This window comes from Mycobacterium sp. 050134 (assembly GCF_036409085.1).
Taxonomy (GTDB): Bacteria; Actinomycetota; Actinomycetes; order Mycobacteriales; family Mycobacteriaceae; genus Mycobacterium.
The window spans coordinates 99,208-116,209 of the sequence record NZ_JAZGLV010000002.1; the positions used below are offsets into that span (position 1 = coordinate 99,208).

Genomic DNA, 17,002 nt, shown 5'->3' on the forward strand with positions numbered 1-17,002 from the left:
GTGCCGAAATGGAAGGGCGGGTCCGATGATGCCCCAACCGCGGGTGGGCCGGCGCCGCTCGACGACGCCTCAGGAGATCGCCGACGTGGCGATCGAGCTGTTCACGGCCCGCGGTTTCGCCGACGTGAGCGTCGACGACGTCGCCCAGGCCGCCGGGATCTCGCGCCGCACCCTCTTCCGTTACTACGCGTCCAAGAACGCCATCCCCTGGGGCGATTTCGATACCCACCTTGTGCACCTGCGGGATCTCCTCGACGACATCGGACCCGAGGTGGCACTGGGTGCGGCGCTCCGCTCGGCGTTGCTGGCGTTCAACACCTTTGATGAGTCGGAGACCATTCAGCACCGCCAGCGCATGCGCGTCATCCTGCAGACGGCGGAGCTTCAGGCATACTCGATGACCATGTATGCGGGTTGGCGGGACGTGATCGCGGGCTTCGTGGCCCGCCGCTCGGACGCCAAGACGAGCGACCTACGTCCGCAGACGGTCGCCTGGACGATGCTGGCCGTGGCGTTGAGCGCCTACGAGTACTGGCTGGCCGACGAGTCCATCCCGCTGCCGGTCGCGCTCGGCAACGCGTTCGACGTGGTGGGCGGCGGACTGGACGGGCTCGACCGGTGAACCGCGAGCGCCTGCTGCACACACTGCGGTCGCAGGGGCGGTTCTGCGCCCGCGCCGGCTCGCTCATGTACGGGGAACTGTTCGAGCGCGTGGCCGAGGACGTGGAGGCCGGTGGCGTCTTCGCGACCATCCTGTCCGGCTACGAGGACGCGCCGTCGCGCGATGCCGTTCCCCTGCGCCTGCTCGGTGGCCTGCATCGGCTCGTCCTCGACGGCCGGGCCGCGCCGCTGCGCCGTTGGTACCCCAGCACCGGCGGGTCCTGGGACGCCGGTCGGGCTTGGCAGGAGATCCTGGCCGCCGCGGCCGCCCACGCCGAATCGCTGCGCGCGGCCCTCGACCAACCGCCGCAGACCAACGAGGTGGGCCGGTCGGCCGCGCTGATCGGTGGTCTGTTGCGCGTAAACAGCGAATTCGGTTTTCCGATAAGGCTTTTCGAAATCGGGACCAGTGCCGGGTTGAACTTGCGGGCCGACCACTACCGGTATGGCTTCGCCGACAAGCACTGGGGCCCCGCCGACTCGCCGGTGACCATCGACGACGCGTGGCACGGCTCGCTGCCACCGGATGGCGCGGTGCGGATCATCGAGCGGCACGGGTACGACATCGCCCCCATCGACGTGACCGGCGCGGACGGGGAATTGACCGCGCTCAGCTACGTGTGGCCGGACCAGGGCGCGCGCCTGAAACGGCTGCGCGGCGCCATCACCGTCGCCCGGGAGGTCCCGGCGGGGTTGGAGCGGCGCACGGCGGGCGAGGCCGTCGCCGGCCTGACGCTGGCCGACGGCGAGCTGACCGTGCTGTGGCACTCGATCACCTGGCAGTACCTCTCCGCCGCCGAGCGCGACGAGGTGCGCGCCGCCGCCGACGGCCTGGGCGCCCGGGCGGGGGCGCGGTCGCCGTTCGTCCACCTCACGATGGAGCCGGCCCGCGACGGGCCCGGCACGCCGATCAGGTTTCTGGTCCGCGCCCGCAGCTGGCCGGGCGGCGAGCTCGAAGTCCTCGGCGAATGCCACCCGCACGGGCCGCCCGTGCAGTGGCATTAGCCGGTGCGGCGTTGCAGCGCCTCGGGATTGGCGATCCGGGTCGGCGCGCCGTCCAACCACGCCACCACCGCTTCGACGGTGTCCGCGTAGAAGGCGCCGAGCATCTCGCGGGTGACGTACCCCAGGTGGGGCGAGAGCGTCACGTTGGGGAGGCCTCGCAGCGGATGGTCGGGCGGCAGCGGCTCGATGCCGAACACATCCAGCCCGGCGCCGGCAATACGCCCGGTCCTCAGCGCGGCAACCAGGGCGGCCTCGTCGACGATCGGACCGCGGGAAGTGTTGATCAGGTAGGCGGTAGGCCTCATCAGGGCCAGCTCGCGCGCACCGGACCAGGCCGCGCGTGCGCTCCGAGAGCACCACGTGAACCGACACCACGTCGGACTCGGCGAACAGCGCCGACTTCTCGACGCGGCGGGCGCCGCCCTCCGCCGCGGCCTCCTCGGTCAGGTTTTGGCTCCACGCGATCGCCTGCATGCCGAACGCCGCGGCGTACTCGGCCATGCGCCTGCCGATCCTGCCCAGGCCGAGCAAGCCCAGCGTCTTGCCCGACAGGGTCATCCCGGTGGTGGTCTGCCAGCCGCCGTCGCGCATGCGCAGGTGCTCCTCGGCCAGGTTGCGCACCGTCGCGATCATCAACCCCCAGGCGAATTCCGGTGTGGCGTCGCGCAGCGAGCGGAAACGGTCGCTGGCGAAATCCGAGTGGGCCACCAGGACGCCGTGCTCGCTGGCCGCGGACATGTCCAGGTTCGGGAGCGCCCTGCCGACGATCGTGATCAGCTTCAGGTTCGGCAGCCGCTCGATCAGGGTGCGCGGGAACGCCATCCGTTCACGCATTGTGCAGACCACGTCGAACCCCCGCAGCGCGTCGACGGCGTCGGCCTCGCCGAGATGTCGATCGAAAACCGTTACTTCGGAACGACTTTGCACAGGCGACCAATCGGCGAGCGCGAGGGCCGCGCCGGCGTAGTCGTCGAGCACCGCCACCCGGGGCGGCGGGCCCGTCAGCCCAGCACCTCGGCGATGGGTGCGGCGGCGGCGATCTTGGCACGAACCTTCATGACCTTGCCGGGCATTCCACCGCCGACCACGCCGACCAACACCCCGTCGCGTTCGTAGTACGCCAAAAACTTGCGTCCGTCGTCCTCGACGAGGTGGACGACGTCGGTGGCCTCCGGTTCGCCGAGGCACTGGATCTTGACGTCGTACTGGTCGCTCCAGAAATAGGGGACGACGACGGCCGAAGGGACGTCCTGCCCCAGCATCGCGGGCACCACGACGCGCGCCTGGTCGGCGACGTTGCTCCAATGTTCGACGCGCGCTTGGTGTCCCGTCGGGTCTCGCCAGGAGGCGACGTCACCGAGGGCCCAGACGTTGGGCGCGCTGGTGCGGCCGGCCTCGTCGCAGACGACCCCGTTATCGATCTCGACTCCGCTGCCCTCGAGCCAATCGGTGGCCGGGTGGGAGCCGATGCCGACGACCACGAGATCGGCCGCCAGCTCGGTGCCGTCGGTCAGCACCACGGTGTCGACCCGGCCCTGGCCGCGCACCTCCGCCACGCCCACACCCAGGCGGACGTCGACGCCCTCGGCGCGATGCAGCCGCGCCACCAGCTCGCCCATCCGCTCCCCGAGTACCGAGGCCAGTGGCGTCGGCTGTGGCTCGACCAGCGCCACGTCCACCCCTAGCTTGCGCAGGCTGGCCGCCACCTCGCACCCGATGAAACCGGCGCCGACAACGACTGCCCGCCGGCACGCCGACGCGCGTTCGCGCAGCGCCACGCTCTCATCGTAGGAGCGCAGCACGCGGATGCCCTCCAGGTCGGGAAACGACGGAATCCGGCGCGGCACCAAACCCGTTGCGATGACGAGTTCGTCGTAGCCGAGGACGCGGCCGTCGGCGAGGGTCAGCGTCCGGGCCGCGGTGTCGAGCCCGGTGGCCGCCGACCCGAGCCGCAGGGTGATCTCGTTTTCGTCGTACCACTCCCGCGGCTTGAGGGCGACGTCGTCGACCTCCTTGCGGAGCACCTCCTTGGACAGCGGCGGGCGGTCGTATGGCAGGTGCACCTCGTCGCTGACGATGGTGACGCGACCGGCGTAGCCGGACCGGCGCAGTTGCTCGGCGGTCCGGGCGGCGGCCAGGCCGCCGCCGACGATGACGATGCCGCTCTCGCTCGGGTTTGCGTCTTCGCTCACGTGGTGTTCATACACGATCGCCGATCAGTACTTCAAGGCGCCCTTGTCAACGTTGATCTGGGTGCCCGACAAAGTGCCCGAGCCGTCGCCGGCGAGCCAGACCACCACATCCGACACCTCGTCGGGCGACATAAAACCCTTGGGCTGCAAGGGCATTGGCGGGAAGCTGTGCACGAAGGCGGGGTGCTTGGCGAAGATCCCCATCATCGCCTCGGGCTCGATCATCGGGGTGTCGACCGAGTAGGGGTGGATCGAGTTGACCCGAATGTTGTATTCGCCCAGTTCAATCGCCAACGTATTGGTCAGCGCCGTGAGCCCGAACTTGCTGGCGGCGTAATGGCCGTTGCCGGGGGTCGCCTTGACTCCGGCCGCCGAGCTGACGACCACGATCGATCCCCCGTTGCCGGCCTCGATCATCGCCGGCACGGCGGCGCGCAGCGTGCGCCACGTGCCGGTCAGGTTGATACCGACGACGGTGTCCCACTGCTCGTCGGTGAGCTCCCACACCCGGCCCCAGCCCAGCACGCCGGCGTTGGCCACCAGGATGTCGAGCCGACCGAATTGTTCGACGCCATCGGCCACCAACTGGCGCAGCGCGGCATCGTCCCGGACGTCGGCTTCGCGGGCCAACACCTTGCGGCCCTCGCCCTCCACCAGGCGGACGGTCTCGGCCAGATCCTCCCGCGTCGCCGCCGTGTAGGTCACGCTGGGCGATGCCGGCGCGCAGAGGTCGAGCGCGATGATGTCGGCGCCCTCGCGGGCGAGCCGCACCGCGTGCGCCCGGCCCTGGCCCCGGGCGGCGCCGGTGATGAACGCGACCCGCCCCTGCAGTGATCCACCCTGTCCAGCCACGACCCGTCCCTTCGCAACGCCCGCTTGACGCTCATAGACAGAGACAGGCTAGCAGCGAAACTGGAACGTGTTCTAAGCCCGGGAGTCAGATCTCGGAGATGATCTCCGCGCGGCGGCTCGCGTACTCCTGGTCGGTGAGCGCCCCGCTGGTGCGCAGCGTCTCCAGCTCCTGCAGCCGCTGCGCGATGGTCGGGCCGGGTGGCGGTCCCGCCGGTGCGCCGGCGCCCGCAGGTTGCGGCTGCTGCTGGGCCGCCCGGCGCACCACCGCCTGAATCTGCTCGCGCAGCGGCGGGTTGGAGCGGATATCGACCATGTTGTTGAGCGGCACGTGGTTGGCCTTCAGGATCTGCAGGATCTCCATCAGCGGGCCGGCCTGCCCGCTCAGGTCGTAGGTCCTGTTGTCCTCGGCGACCGTGAACTGGGCGGGCACCAGGCCGTTGACCAATGCGCTTCGCTCCCAGTCGATTCGGTATTCCTGGGTGGTGGGGTTGACCAGGACAACCACCTTGCGGGCGTTGAGGTTGCCCAGCCGGGTCACGCTCGCTATCACCCGGTCCTCGCTGTCGAACGGCAGGAACCCGGGCCCGGAAACGTGCAGGTGCACCTTCACCACCTGTTGGTTGTTGATCCACGTCCCCGTCTCGGTGAGGCCGGTGATCTGGGCGAGGGCGAGCACACCGTTCTGCTCCAGCTCCGCGTTCGTCGCCGACGATTTCGCACCGTAAGCGGCCAGCGCCAGCGCGATGAGGACGTCGGCCACGGTAATGAGCAGGCCGACGTAGAACATCCACTGCAGCAGGTCGCCGAAGCCGAGGGTGAAATAGACGATCAAAAAGATCGGTCCCACCAAGCCGCCGCAGAGCAGGACAATCAACTGGGCTTTCAGATAGCGCGCCAACACGGGTGTCTCCTCACCTTGCTGGGAAGTCGCTGTCAGACTAGCGCCGCCGCGGGCGCGCTGCGAGCAAACGAATCAGCCAGCGGGCCGCTCCTCGGCGGCGGCCGCCGGGGAGTAGGCCGGCGTCGCGGGCGTGTAGGACCGCGCCGCCGGCGGCGCCGCGAGCGGGGTTCCCGCCGACAGCGGCAGCGCGCTCGCCGGCCCGATGGCCGCCGGCTCCGTTTCGACCGCCTCGGCCGCCTCGACCGGGACGGCCGGGGCGGCCGGCTCCGCCGCCGGCGCCTGCAGCGGCGTTCCCGCCCGCATCGCCGCCAGTGGCGCGGCGGCCGGAGCGGTGGCCGGAGTCGCCGCCGGGCCCGCGCCCTGCGCCGCCGCCACCGCCGAACTCACCGGTGCCGGTCCCGGTGGCGCCACCGTGGGCGCCGAGGAGACCGACGAGACGCCGGCCGCGGGGGTCGACGGGGTTTGCAGCGGCGAGGCGTTCGCCGCTTCGGCCGCCGCATACTGTGCAGCCCCACCGCTCATCAGCTGGACGAATTGCTGGTGAAACGACGCAGCCTGGGCACTGAGCGCCTGATAGGCCTCCGCGTGCGCGCCGAACAGCGCGGCGATCGTCGTCGACACCTCGTCGGCGCCCGCGGCCATCACGCCGGAAGTGGGGGCCACCGCCGCCGCGTTCGCGGAACTGATGGCCGAGCCGATGTTGGCCAAGTCGTTCGCGGCCGCCGCCACGTACTCCGGCGCCGCCACCAGATACGACATCCGAACCTCCAAGCCACGGCCAAAGTACGTCCCCCCGGTCGCGTCCGAAGACTCGATGGGAAAATCTTACCCCCGCGGGGCGGGGACTTTAGTCACAAGTTTTCCGGCCCCGCACAGCACAAAGCCCGGACCACCGACGGGCGATCCGGGCTTTGCTGCGTAACGAATTACTTGATGATCTTGGTGACCCGGCCGGCGCCGACGGTGCGGCCACCCTCGCGGATCGCGAAGCGCAGACCGTCGTCCATGGCGACGGGCTGGATCAGCTTCACCGAGATGTTGGTGTTGTCACCGGGCATCACCATCTCCGTGCCCTCCGGCAGTGTCACCACACCGGTCACGTCGGTGGTGCGGAAGTAGAACTGCGGACGGTAGTTGTTGAAGAACGGCGTGTGCCGGCCACCCTCGTCCTTGGACAGGATGTAGACCTGACCCTCGAACTCGGTGTGCGGCGTGGTGGTGCCGGGCTTCGTGACGACCTGGCCGCGCTCGACGTCCTCGCGCTTGATGCCACGCAGCAGCAGCCCGACGTTGTCGCCGGCCTGCCCTTGGTCGAGCAGCTTGCGGAACATCTCCACGCCGGTGACCGTGGTCTTGGTGCTGGTCGGCTTGATCCCGACGATCTCGACTTCCTCGTTCACGTTGATCACGCCACGCTCCACACGGCCGGTGACAACGGTGCCACGACCGGTGATCGTGAAGACGTCCTCCACGGGCATCAGGAACGGCTTGTCGGTGTCGCGGACGGGGTCCGGGATCGACTCGTCGACCGCGTTCATCAGCTCCTCGACCGACTCGACCCACTTGGCGTCGCCCTCGAGCGCCTTGAGCGCGGATACCCGCACCACCGGGGCGTCCTCGTCGAACTCCTGGGCGGCCAGCAGCTCGCGGACCTCCAGCTCGACGAGCTCCAGCAGCTCCTCGTCGTCGACCGCGTCGGCCTTGTTCAGCGCAACCAGGATGTAGGGCACACCGACCTGACGGGCGAGCAGCACGTGCTCGCGGGTCTGCGGCATGGGACCGTCGGTCGCGGCGACCACCAGGATGGCGCCGTCCATCTGCGCCGCGCCGGTGATCATGTTCTTGATGTAGTCGGCGTGACCCGGGGCGTCGACGTGCGCGTAGTGGCGCTTCTCCGTCTGGTACTCCACGTGGGAGATGTTGATGGTGATACCGCGCTGACGCTCCTCGGGCGCGTTGTCGATCTGGTCGAACGCGCGCGACTCGTTCAGGTTGGGGTACTTGTCATGCAAGACCTTGGTGATCGCCGCGGTCAGGGTCGTCTTGCCGTGGTCAACGTGACCAATGGTCCCGATGTTGACGTGGGGCTTGGTCCTTTCAAACTTCGCCTTCGCCACTGTGTGTCCTCCGACTTTGTTGGTGCTTGTTAAGCAGTGTTGGTGTTTTCAGTTGTGCCGCGCCCAAGGCATTGATGACCCGGCAAGGTTACTCCGACGGTGTTGTTGCTCGACTCCTTACTCGTAAGCTTCGCTTACCCACCGTCGTCTTCGGTGCTTACTGACCAGTCGCCTCGGCTGAGCCGATGGCTCGGCTCCGGGCCACTGAGTTCACACTCACTGGCCCGTCGCCTTCGCGATGATCTCCTTCGACACGTTCGCCGGCACTTCGGCGTACGAGTCGAACACCATGGAGTAATTCGCCCGGCCTTGGGTCTTGGACCGAAGGTCGCCGACGTAGCCGAACATCTCCGACAGCGGCACATGCGCCCTCACGACACGCGCACCGCTCCGCTCCTCCATGGCCTGGATCTGGCCACGGCGGGAGTTCAGGTCGCCGATCACATCGCCCATGTAATCCTCGGGCGTGGTGACCTCGACGGCCATGATCGGTTCCAGGATCACCGGCTGCGCTTGTGCGGCAGCCTTCTTCAGGACCTGCGAACCGGCAATCTTGAACGCCATCTCGGACGAGTCGACCTCGTGGTAGGCGCCGTCGAGCAGGGTGACCTTCACGTTCACCAGCGGGTAGCCCGCCAGCACGCCGTACTGCATGGCGTCCTGCGCGCCCGCGTCCACCGACGGGATGTACTCCCGGGGGATGCGGCCACCGGTGACCTTGTTCTCGAACTCGTAGGTCGCGCCATCCTCGCCGGTGAACGGCTCGAGGTTGATGATCACCTTCGCGAACTGGCCCGAGCCACCCGTCTGCTTCTTGTGGGTGAATTCGACGTTCTGGGCCATGCGCCGGATGGTCTCCTTGTAGGCCACCTGCGGCTTGCCCACGTTGGCCTCGACCTTGAACTCGCGACGCATGCGGTCCACCAGGATGTCCAGGTGCAACTCGCCCATGCCGCCGATGACGGTCTGCCCGGTCTCCTGGTCCAGGTGCACCTTGAAGGTCGGATCCTCCTCGGCGAGCTTCTGGATCGAGAGCGACAGCTTCTCCTGGTCGCTCTTGGTCTTGGGCTCGATGGCCACCTCGATGACCGGGTCCGGGAAGGTCATCGACTCGAGCACGATCTGCTGGTTCGGGTCGCTCAGGGTGTCACCGGTGGTGGTGTCCTTGAGCCCGATCACCGCGTAGATGTGCCCCGCCGACGCGGTCTCCACCGGGTTCTCCTTGTTGGAGTGCATCTGGAACAGCTTGCCCAGCCGCTCCTTCTTGCCCTTCGTCGAGTTGATGACCTGGCTGCCCGAGTCGACCTTGCCCGAGTAGACGCGGACGTAGGTCAGCTTGCCGAAGAACGGGTGCGTGGCGACCTTGAACGCCAGCGCCGAGAACGGCTCGTCCGTCGACGGCTTGCGAGTGATCAGCTCGTCTTCCTTGCCGGGAACGTGGCCCTCGGCGGGCGGCACGTCCAGCGGCGACGGCAGGTAGTCGATGACCGCGTCGAGCATGGGCTGCACGCCCTTGTTCTTGAACGCGCTCCCGCACAGCACCGGGTACGCCTCCGAGGTGATGGTCAGCTTGCGGATCGCACCCTTGATCTCGGCGACGGTGAGTTCCTCGCCGCCCAGGTACTTTTCCAGCAGCGCCTCATCGGTCTCGGCGACGGCCTCGAGCAGCTTGGTGCGGTACTCCTCGGCCTTCTCCTGCAGATCGGCGGGGATGTCGACGACGTCGTACTTCTCGCCGAGCTTGGCCTCGGAGCTCCACACCTTGGCCTTCATCTCGACCAGGTCGACGACGCCGGCGAAGTCACCCTCGGAGCCGACGGGCAGCTGGATCGGGATGACATTGGCGCCGAGGCGCTCCTCCATGGTCCGCACGGAGAAGTAGAAGTCCGCGCCGATCTTGTCCATCTTGTTGACGAAGCAGATGCGCGGGACGTCGTACTTGTCGGCCTGCCGCCACACCTGCTCGGACTGCGGCTCGACACCCTCCTTGCCGTCGAACACGGCCACGGCACCGTCGAGCACACGCAGGGAACGCTCCACCTCGACGGTGAAGTCGACGTGCCCGGGGGTGTCAATGATGTTGATCTGGTTGTCGTTCCAGAAACAGGTGGTGGCGGCGGACGTGATGGTGATGCCGCGCTCCTGCTCCTGCTCCATCCAGTCCATGGTGGCGGCGCCGTCGTGCACCTCACCAATCTTGTAGCTGATGCCGGTGTAGTAGAGGATGCGCTCCGTCGTCGTCGTCTTACCGGCGTCGATGTGCGCCATGATGCCGATGTTGCGGACCTTGGTCAGGTCGGTCAGCACGTCCTTCTGTGCCACAGAAGTCTTCCCACTCTTTCGATTGCTTGGTTCGCTGTCGTATTGCGCCCGGCGCCGTCGCCGGTGCTAGCTACCAGCGATAGTGCGCGAACGCGCGGTTGGCCTCGGCCATCTTGTGCGTGTCTTCACGCCGCTTGACGGAGGCCCCGAGGCCGTTGCTGGCATCCAGAATCTCGTTCGCCAGCCGCTCGATCATGGTCTTCTCCCGGCGCTGCCGCGAGAAGCTGACAAGCCAGCGCAGCGCGAGCGTGGTGGACCGGTCCGGACGCACCTCGACCGGCACCTGGTAGGTCGCACCGCCGACGCGGCGGCTGCGCACCTCGAGGGCGGGCTTGACGTTGTCGAGAGCGCGCTTGAGCGTGATGACGGGATCCGTTCCAGTCTTCTCCCGCGCGTTTTCAAGCGCACCATAAACAATGCGCTCGGCGAGCGATTTCTTCCCCTGGAGCAGGACTTTGTTCACCAGCTGGGTGACGAGCTGCGATCCGTAGACGGGGTCGTTGACCAACGGACGCTTGGGCGCGGGCCCCTTGCGTGGCATTAGCTCTTCTCCTTCTTGGCGCCGTAGCGGCTGCGAGCCTGCTTGCGGTTCTTGACACCCTGGGTGTCGAGCGAACCGCGGATGATCTTGTAACGCACGCCGGGCAGGTCCTTCACTCGGCCGCCACGCACCAGCACCATCGAGTGCTCCTGCAGGTTGTGCCCCTCACCGGGGATGTAGGCGGTGACCTCGACCTGGCTCGTCAGCTTCACGCGCGCGACCTTCCGAAGCGCCGAGTTCGGCTTCTTCGGAGTGGTGGTGTACACGCGAGTGCATACGCCACGGCGCTGCGGGCTGCCCTTCAGGGCCGCCGTCTTGACCTTGGCGACCTTGTCGCGGCGACCCTTACGGACCAGCTGCTGAATGGTTGGCATCTACCGGCTTTCTGTGTTCGACGTCTTCTCAAGTCTCTGTACTGCGGTTATCGCCTGCCGGGAGTAACCCACACGTACCCCGCGGCCGGGTGTGTCGCACGCGCTCGGCACCGGTTTCACCCAATGCGTCATAGACATGCGAATTCGCCCGGCATCCACTTCCTTACGGTCAGGCGCCGCAAGCCGCCAGGCACGAGCCTCCACAATACCCGGCGCCGGTCGCGCAGGTCAAAGCGGCTTGAGACCCTGGTCGGCGGTGCGCCTGTCCAGGCCCGCGGCGAGGCGAAGCACCATGTCGGAAAACAGCGCATCGGTGTCGATGTCGTCCATGACACCCGTCATCTCCAGCAGGACGAAGCCGTGCAGCGCGGACCAGAACTCCAGTGCCGCGAAGAAAGCCGCCTCACCGTCGAGGCCATAGGAAGACAGCACCGAGATCACCGGCGCGGCCGCCCCCCGCGTCGCGGCGGCGTATTCGGGGTCGTCACCGCCCAGTGGCATCCGGGTGAACGCCGAGTAGCGGCCGGGATGGTGGTGGGCGTAGCTGCGGTAGGCGCCGGCCATGACCAGCACCGCGTCGTCCCGGGCGCGCCCCTCGCCGACCCTGTTCAGCATCGTGATGATGTCGTCGATGACCCGAATCCGCACCGCGCGGCGCAGGTCTTCGAGGCTGTCCACGTGGTTGTACAGCGACGGGCCCTTGGTCCCCAGTTGTGTCGCCAGCGCGTTGATGGTCAGCGAATCCCAGCCCTCCCGGTCCAGGAAGGTCAGCGCACCGTCGACGATGCCGTCGCGGCTCAGCTTGGCCGGGCGGGCGCCGGAGCGGCCCACGCGCTGGCGGCCGGCCGCCGTCGGCGATTCCGGCTGAGCTGCCATGGCGATTGCCCCTCACTGCGGTGGCCGTCGCCGCCGGTCGGCGGCGCAACGGTAACTAATGACTCTAGTTGACGCCGGCCGGCGGCCCGACCCGCGGCGCCGGTGCGGGAAAAGCGGAAGAACCCTGCCATCGGGCGGGTGGATGCACGTAGTGTCATGCCAGGCTCATTCGCGCGAGACCACCCGTCCAAAAGGGGGCCCCAGTGAAAAGGACAACCGCCGCCGGGTCGCTCGCCACCTGCGTAATCGCCCTCGCCGCCACGCCGGGGACGCCGGCGCACGCGAAGAACGGCGACACCCACGTCGTCGGCCAGGGCATCGAGCAGACGATCGACTGCAACGATGCCACGCTGCTGGTCAACGGCACGCAGAACAAGGTCACGGCGCTGGGGAATTGCTGGGCGGTGACGGTAATGGGATCCGGGAACACCGTGGTCGCCGATTCGGTAACACACGACATCACCGTCTACGGCTGGGACGAGACGGTGTTCTATCACAATGGCTCGCCGATCATCTGGGACCGCGGACGCGAACTCGGCATGACCAATCGGCTGCAGCAAGTGCCCGGCTGACACGCCGGGATCAATCGAGGGGAAAGAGGATCAATGCGCGTGCGATTCGGTGACTACTCCCTGAGGCTGGCCGCGGCGTCGGCCTGCGCGGGACTGGCGCTGGCCGGCTGCAGCTCGACGGCCAACCCGCCGGGTGGCTCGTCGTCCACGACGACGAGCAGCCCAACATCGACCACGAGCGCCGGGGCCGCACCCACGACGGGGAGCAGCGGGGCGAGCACCACTGCTTCGGTCGAGATCGGGAACACCCTGAATTACGGGTCCATGGGGACCACCGCCACCCTTGACTGCGCCAGCGGCAAATCGCTGAACGTGGCGGGCTCCAACAACACGCTGACCGTCACCGGGACCTGCGAGACGCTGACGGTCGGGGGCGCCGAAAACAAGATCACGCTGGACAAGGTCAACACCCGCATCACGGTGCTGGGCATGAACAACACCATCACCTACAAGGACGGCGACCCCAAGGTCGACAAGATCGGCTCGAGCAACACCATCAGCAAGGGCAGCTGATCGGTCAGGTGGCGGACGCGCCGTGACGGCCGGCGCCCGCCGCGAACCGGCCGGCCCCCTCGTTCGCCTCGGCGGCCACGCGGGCGATGCTGGCGAACTCGAAGTCCAGGGCATCGGATTCCGTTGCCCCCCATTGGTTCAACGCCGAGAGGCGATCCGAACGCAGGCATTGTTGCGGTAACGCGGCGAGCTGGGCCGCCAGCTCCTCGGCGGCCTGGCGGGCCTGACCCTTCGGCACCACCCGATTCGCCAGCCCCATCGCCAGCGCCTCGTCGGCCTTGACGCCACGCCCGGTGAGGATCATGTCCATGGCCCGGCTGTGTCCGATCAGCCGGGGCAATCGGACGGTGCCGCCATCGATGAGCGGCACCCCCCACCGCCGGCAGAACACCCCGAACACCGCGTCCTCCTCGGCCACCCGCATGTCGCACCAGATGGCCAGTTCCAGCCCGCCGGCGACGGCGTAACCGCTGACCGCGGCGATCACCGGCTTGGACAACACCATCCGCGTCGGCCCCATCGGGCCGGGTCCCGTCCGGTGCACGGCGTTCGCGTCCGGGGTGCCGAACGCCTTGAGATCGGCGCCGGCGCAGAACGTTCCGCCGTCCCCCCACAGGACGGCGACCGATACGTCGTCGTCGCGGTCGAATTCCTCGAACGCCGCGTACAGCGCCGCGGCCGTGGGGCCGTTGACGGCGTTGCGCGCCCCGGGGCGGTCGAGGATCACCGTGGTCACCGCGCCGTTGCGTTCCACCCGCACCGGATCACTCATGTCGCCTCCACGAGTTGGGTCATTTCGCGTCGCTGCGCCAGCTGGATGGCGAAGTCGTGGTAAGCCTCGCGCAACCGTTGGCCGGGCCAGTCGTCGGGGACCAGTTCGGCCGGCAGCACGGGGTCGGTGAGCAAGTGGCGCACCATCGCTGCGGCGATCACAAACTGGCCGGGGACGTCGGCCGCGCGGGCGTTGCGGGCCATGTCGTCGAGCAGGCGGTGGCCGGCCTTCGCCCAGGCGGCGAGGTCCCACAGCTCGTGGGCCAGCTGCACGGGCGCGTCGTCGCGCGCCCTGAGAATGCGCACCCGCGCCGATACGTCACCGTCCCACTCCAGGTCGAGGTTGTCCGGCCGCATCCACACGCCCTCACGCAGCTCGCCGAAGCGCTTCTCGTGCATCGTGTTCCGGAGCGTCGCCCGGGTCCGGGCGTCGGTACCCACGCTGGTGACCACCGCCACGAGCCACTCGCCGCGCCACGGCCGGGTGCGCGGGCGCATGGCGTCGTCCTGACGGCGCTGGCGGGCCAGCAGCCGGTCGGAGAGCCGATAGCCGTCGGCGGAGCGGATTAGGTCACCGGCGCCGACCATGCGGGTCAAGGCGACCCGCACCGTCGACTCCTTGATGCCGAAATCGGCCGTCAGCCCGACCAATTGGCTCGCGCTCGCCCATGCCGGGTGCGCACCGAGCAGCACGCTGAGCACGACCGAGCGCGCCGTCATGTTGGCCACGGTCACACCTGCGACGCCCGGCGACCGTGGTCGCCGAACGGCTCGTCGCGATGCCTGACCGCATCCCGGAACCCGTGCTCGACCGCGTCGGCGACGAAGGCGTGCCCCTCGGGCGTGTGGCGGGCGACACCGTCGAACACCGTGCTGACCATCCTGCTCGTGGCGACGCCCTGTTGCAGCAGAGCCGAATTCAGCGCGAGCTTGACCATGATCAGCTGGTTGACGGGCACCGCGGCGATGCGCTGCACGAGCCGCTCGGTGCGCTCGTCGAGGTCCTGCGGGTCGGGCGCCTCGACCGCCAGGCCCCACTCGGCGGCCTGCGCGCCGGTGATGCAGTCGCCGGTGAACAACAGGCGCTTGGCGCGCTGGTCGCCGAGCCGGTGCGCCCACAGGCCGGCCGCGGGCACTCCCCACACCCGCGTCGGCGGGTAGCCGATCTTGGCGTCGGCCGCGGCGATCACCTGGTCGGCGTGCAGGGCGATGTCGGTGCCGCCGGCCACGCAGTAGCCGTGAATCTTGACGACCGTGGGCTTGTCGGCATGCATCAGGCTGGCGAAGCCGCGCACGAAGCGGCTCATCATCTGGTAGTCGATCATCGGGTCCCACGGTTGGTTCGGCAGGTGGTTGACCGCCTGGGTCTTGCCGTCGAGCACGGTGCCCTGATATTTACCCGCGCCGCCGGCCGACCCGGTCCCGTCCGCGTAGGCGCTAAGGTCGAATCCCGCGCAGAAACCTTCACCTCGACCGGACACGAGGATGACGTGCACGTTCGGGTCGAGGTCGGCCCGCTCCACCAGCGCGGAGAGCTCCAGCGGGGTGTCGGCGATGATCGCGTTGCCTTTTTCCGGCCGATTGAAGGTGATCCGCGCAACCCGGTCGGTGACCTCGTAGGTCATCGTCTTGAGGTTGTCGAAGTCGACCGGCCTGATTGCGTGTGTCATTGGCGCTCAGCCCTTTACCAGAGCGCGCTCCAGGATGGGGGCCAGGTCCAGCCCGGCCGGCATGGTGCCGAACGCGCCACCCCACCGGCGGTCAAGCCGGGTGGCGAGGAAGGCCTCGGCGACGGCCGGGTGGCCGTGCCGAACGAGCAGCGACCCCTGCAGGGCCAGGCAGATGTCCTCGGCGACCTTGCGGGCGCGGTAGCTGATGGTCTCCAAGTCGGCAAGGTCTCCTCGCAGGCGCTCGACGTGACCACCGAGCCGGGGGTCCTGGGCGGCGCTGTCCTGGAGTTCGCCGAACAGCACCTCGACGCACTCAGGCCGAGTTGCCATGGCGCGCAACGTGTCCAGCGCGCTGACGTTGCCCGAGCCCTCCCAGATGCCCATCAGCGGTGCCTCGCGGAACAGCCGCGGCATGCCCGAGTCCTCGACATAACCGTTGCCGCCCAGGCATTCCAGCGCCTCGGCGGCGTGCGGGGTGGCGCGCTTGCACACCCAGTACTTGCTGGCCGCCAGGCCGATGCGGCGCAGCAGCGCCTCCCGGTCGTCGCCGCGCAGCGCCCTGTCGGTGGCGCCGGCCATCCGCATCGCGACGATGGTGGCGGCCTCGGCCTCGACGGCGAGGTCCGCCAGCACGTTGCGCATCAGCGGCTGGTCGATGAGGTAGGCGCCGAACGCCTTTCGGTGCTGGGCGTGGTGGATGGCCCGGGTAAGGCCGGTGCGCATGCTGGTGGCGCTGCCCAGGGTGCAGTCCAGCCGGGTCAGGTTGACCATCTCGATGATGGTCGGCACCCCGCGGCCCTCCTCCCCCACCAGCCAGGCGGTGGCGCCGTCGTATTCGACCTCGCTGGACGCGTTGGCGTGGTTGCCGAGCTTGTCCTTGAGCCGCTGCAGGAACATCCGGTTGCGGGTGCCGTCGGGGAGGATGCGCGGCAGCATGAAGCACGACAACCCGCCGGGCGCCTGCGCGAGCACCAGGAAGATGTCGCACATCGGCGCCGAGGTGAACCACTTGTGACCGGTCAGGCTGTAGGTGCCGTCTCCGTTGGGGGTCGCCTGGGTGGTGCCGGCGCGCACGTCGGAGCCGCCCTGCTTCTCCGTCATGGACATGCCGGCGGTGATGCCGCGCTTGGTGGTGGCCAGCCTGAGTTCGGGGTCGTACTCGCGGCTGGTGAGCAGGGGCTCGTACACCGCGGCCAACTCCGGGTTGTAGCGCAGCGCGGGGACGACGGCGTAGGTCATCGAGATCGGGCAGGTGTGGCCGGGCTCGACGTTCCAGACCGACATCTTCGCGGCCCGCACCACGTGCGCGCCCGGCCGACCGTCGGCCCACGGGGCCGCGTGGATGCCGTGGGCGATCGCCGTGCTCATCAGCTCGTGGTAAGCCGGGTCGAACTCGATCTCGTCGATCCGGTGGCCGTATTTGTCGTGGGTATGCAGGACGGGCCGGTTGCGGTCGGCCAGCTCCCCCCACCGCTGGGCTTCGTGGCCACCGGCGAGGGCGCCCACCTCGCTCACTTCGTCCAGGCCCCATTCCGCGCCCTCGCGGATCAGGGCCTCGACGAGTACCGCGGACGTCGCGGGGTTGAAGTTTTCCAGCGGCGGAACCTGGTTGGTGACGACATGGGTGTCTGGCATG

General features: G+C 68.6%; 17 protein-coding genes and 1 pseudogene. 4 read left to right on the forward strand and 14 right to left on the reverse strand.

The window, feature by feature from the left end; all coding sequences use genetic code 11:
- Nucleotides 1–25: 25 nt before the first annotated feature.
- A complete protein-coding gene (mftR, locus tag SKC42_RS02525; protein ID WP_330962737.1) occupies nt 26–622 on the forward strand; it encodes a mycofactocin system transcriptional regulator in 597 nt (198 codons plus the stop codon).
- Nucleotides 619–1,665 carry a DUF2332 domain-containing protein gene (locus SKC42_RS02530; RefSeq protein WP_330962738.1) on the forward strand — a complete coding sequence of 349 codons (1,047 nt, stop codon included), beginning with the start codon at nt 619–621 and terminating at the stop codon, nt 1,663–1,665. The genes mftR and SKC42_RS02530 overlap by 4 nt, the downstream gene beginning before the upstream one ends.
- Here SKC42_RS02530 and SKC42_RS02535 read toward each other — a convergent pair.
- The 10 genes and pseudogenes from SKC42_RS02535 to SKC42_RS02580 form a co-directional block, all read right to left on the reverse strand.
- Nucleotides 1,662–2,670 (reverse strand): annotated as a pseudogene (locus SKC42_RS02535) (D-2-hydroxyacid dehydrogenase family protein). The gene SKC42_RS02530 and the pseudogene SKC42_RS02535 overlap by 4 nt on opposite strands.
- Nucleotides 2,667–3,857: an NAD(P)/FAD-dependent oxidoreductase gene (locus SKC42_RS02540; RefSeq protein WP_330962739.1), complete on the reverse strand. Its 1,191-nt coding sequence runs from the start codon at nt 3,855–3,857 to the stop codon at nt 2,667–2,669. The pseudogene SKC42_RS02535 and the gene SKC42_RS02540 overlap by 4 nt, the downstream one beginning before the upstream one ends.
- A gap of 24 nt (nt 3,858–3,881) precedes the next feature.
- Nucleotides 3,882–4,709, reverse strand: a complete 828-nt coding sequence (locus SKC42_RS02545) for a mycofactocin-coupled SDR family oxidoreductase (RefSeq protein ID WP_330962740.1) — start codon at nt 4,707–4,709, stop codon at nt 3,882–3,884.
- Nucleotides 4,710–4,794: 85 nt separating this feature from the next.
- Nucleotides 4,795–5,610 carry an SHOCT domain-containing protein gene (locus tag SKC42_RS02550; RefSeq protein WP_330962741.1) on the reverse strand — a complete coding sequence of 272 codons (816 nt, stop codon included), beginning with the start codon at nt 5,608–5,610 and terminating at the stop codon, nt 4,795–4,797.
- A gap of 72 nt (nt 5,611–5,682) precedes the next feature.
- Nucleotides 5,683–6,369 (reverse strand): PE family protein, encoded by a 687-nt coding sequence (locus SKC42_RS02555; protein WP_330962742.1) that lies wholly within the window; start codon nt 6,367–6,369, stop codon nt 5,683–5,685.
- 167 nt (nt 6,370–6,536) lie between these two features.
- Nucleotides 6,537–7,727, reverse strand: a complete 1,191-nt coding sequence (gene tuf / locus SKC42_RS02560; RefSeq protein ID WP_330962743.1) for an elongation factor Tu — start codon at nt 7,725–7,727, stop codon at nt 6,537–6,539.
- 216 nt (nt 7,728–7,943) lie between these two features.
- Complete coding sequence (gene fusA, locus SKC42_RS02565) at nt 7,944–10,049, reverse strand: elongation factor G (RefSeq protein ID WP_330962744.1); 2,106 nt, start codon at nt 10,047–10,049, stop codon at nt 7,944–7,946.
- 70 nt (nt 10,050–10,119) lie between these two features.
- Entirely contained in the window at nt 10,120–10,590 is a 471-nt protein-coding gene (rpsG, locus tag SKC42_RS02570; protein WP_085258096.1) for a 30S ribosomal protein S7, read from the reverse strand.
- Nucleotides 10,590–10,964 carry a 30S ribosomal protein S12 gene (rpsL, locus tag SKC42_RS02575; RefSeq protein ID WP_007767794.1) on the reverse strand — a complete coding sequence of 125 codons (375 nt, stop codon included), beginning with the start codon at nt 10,962–10,964 and terminating at the stop codon, nt 10,590–10,592. The genes rpsG and rpsL overlap by 1 nt, the downstream gene beginning before the upstream one ends.
- A 228-nt stretch (nt 10,965–11,192) precedes the next feature.
- The gene (locus SKC42_RS02580) at nt 11,193–11,840 is read right to left on the reverse strand and encodes a TetR/AcrR family transcriptional regulator (protein ID WP_330962745.1); all 648 of its coding nucleotides are present in this window, start codon (nt 11,838–11,840) and stop codon (nt 11,193–11,195) included.
- A 203-nt stretch (nt 11,841–12,043) separates the two neighbouring features.
- Between SKC42_RS02580 and SKC42_RS02585 the strand changes: the two genes are divergently transcribed.
- Nucleotides 12,044–12,412 carry a DUF3060 domain-containing protein gene (locus SKC42_RS02585; protein WP_330962746.1) on the forward strand — a complete coding sequence of 123 codons (369 nt, stop codon included), beginning with the start codon at nt 12,044–12,046 and terminating at the stop codon, nt 12,410–12,412.
- A gap of 33 nt (nt 12,413–12,445) precedes the next feature.
- Nucleotides 12,446–12,925, forward strand: a complete 480-nt coding sequence (locus tag SKC42_RS02590) for a DUF3060 domain-containing protein (protein WP_330962747.1) — start codon at nt 12,446–12,448, stop codon at nt 12,923–12,925.
- A 4-nt stretch (nt 12,926–12,929) separates the two neighbouring features.
- Here the strand turns inward: SKC42_RS02590 and SKC42_RS02595 are convergent, their stop codons facing one another.
- From SKC42_RS02595 to SKC42_RS02610, 4 genes are read right to left on the reverse strand one after another with little or no spacing between them, the layout of a single operon-like run.
- Entirely contained in the window at nt 12,930–13,697 is a 768-nt protein-coding gene (locus SKC42_RS02595; protein WP_330962748.1) for a crotonase/enoyl-CoA hydratase family protein, read from the reverse strand.
- A complete protein-coding gene (locus SKC42_RS02600; RefSeq protein WP_330962749.1) occupies nt 13,694–14,425 on the reverse strand; it encodes a PaaX family transcriptional regulator C-terminal domain-containing protein in 732 nt (243 codons plus the stop codon). The genes SKC42_RS02595 and SKC42_RS02600 overlap by 4 nt, the downstream gene beginning before the upstream one ends.
- 2 nt (nt 14,426–14,427) lie before the next feature.
- Entirely contained in the window at nt 14,428–15,366 is a 939-nt protein-coding gene (locus tag SKC42_RS02605) for a crotonase/enoyl-CoA hydratase family protein (RefSeq protein ID WP_330962750.1), read from the reverse strand.
- Between the two features lie 6 nt (nt 15,367–15,372).
- Nucleotides 15,373–17,001, reverse strand: a complete 1,629-nt coding sequence (locus SKC42_RS02610; protein ID WP_330962751.1) for an acyl-CoA dehydrogenase family protein — start codon at nt 16,999–17,001, stop codon at nt 15,373–15,375.
- Nucleotide 17,002 lies beyond the last annotated feature (1 nt).

Bases quoted from the DNA above. Each gene is read 5' to 3' on its own strand.
- mftR (WP_330962737.1), top strand. From the start codon at position 26: ATGATGCCCCAACCGCGGGTGGGCCGGCGCCGCTCGACGACGCCTCAG.
- SKC42_RS02595 (WP_330962748.1), bottom strand. From the start codon at position 13,697: ATGAGTGATCCGGTGCGGGTGGAACGCAACGGCGCGGTGACCACGGTG.
- SKC42_RS02580 (WP_330962745.1), bottom strand. From the start codon at position 11,840: ATGGCAGCTCAGCCGGAATCGCCGACGGCGGCCGGCCGCCAGCGCGTG.
- rpsG (WP_085258096.1), bottom strand. From the start codon at position 10,590: ATGCCACGCAAGGGGCCCGCGCCCAAGCGTCCGTTGGTCAACGACCCC.
- SKC42_RS02590 (WP_330962747.1), top strand. From the start codon at position 12,446: ATGCGCGTGCGATTCGGTGACTACTCCCTGAGGCTGGCCGCGGCGTCG.
- SKC42_RS02555 (WP_330962742.1), bottom strand. From the start codon at position 6,369: ATGTCGTATCTGGTGGCGGCGCCGGAGTACGTGGCGGCGGCCGCGAAC.
- rpsL (WP_007767794.1), bottom strand. From the start codon at position 10,964: ATGCCAACCATTCAGCAGCTGGTCCGTAAGGGTCGCCGCGACAAGGTC.
- SKC42_RS02605 (WP_330962750.1), bottom strand. From the start codon at position 15,366: ATGACACACGCAATCAGGCCGGTCGACTTCGACAACCTCAAGACGATG.
- SKC42_RS02610 (WP_330962751.1), bottom strand. From the start codon at position 17,001: ATGCCAGACACCCATGTCGTCACCAACCAGGTTCCGCCGCTGGAAAAC.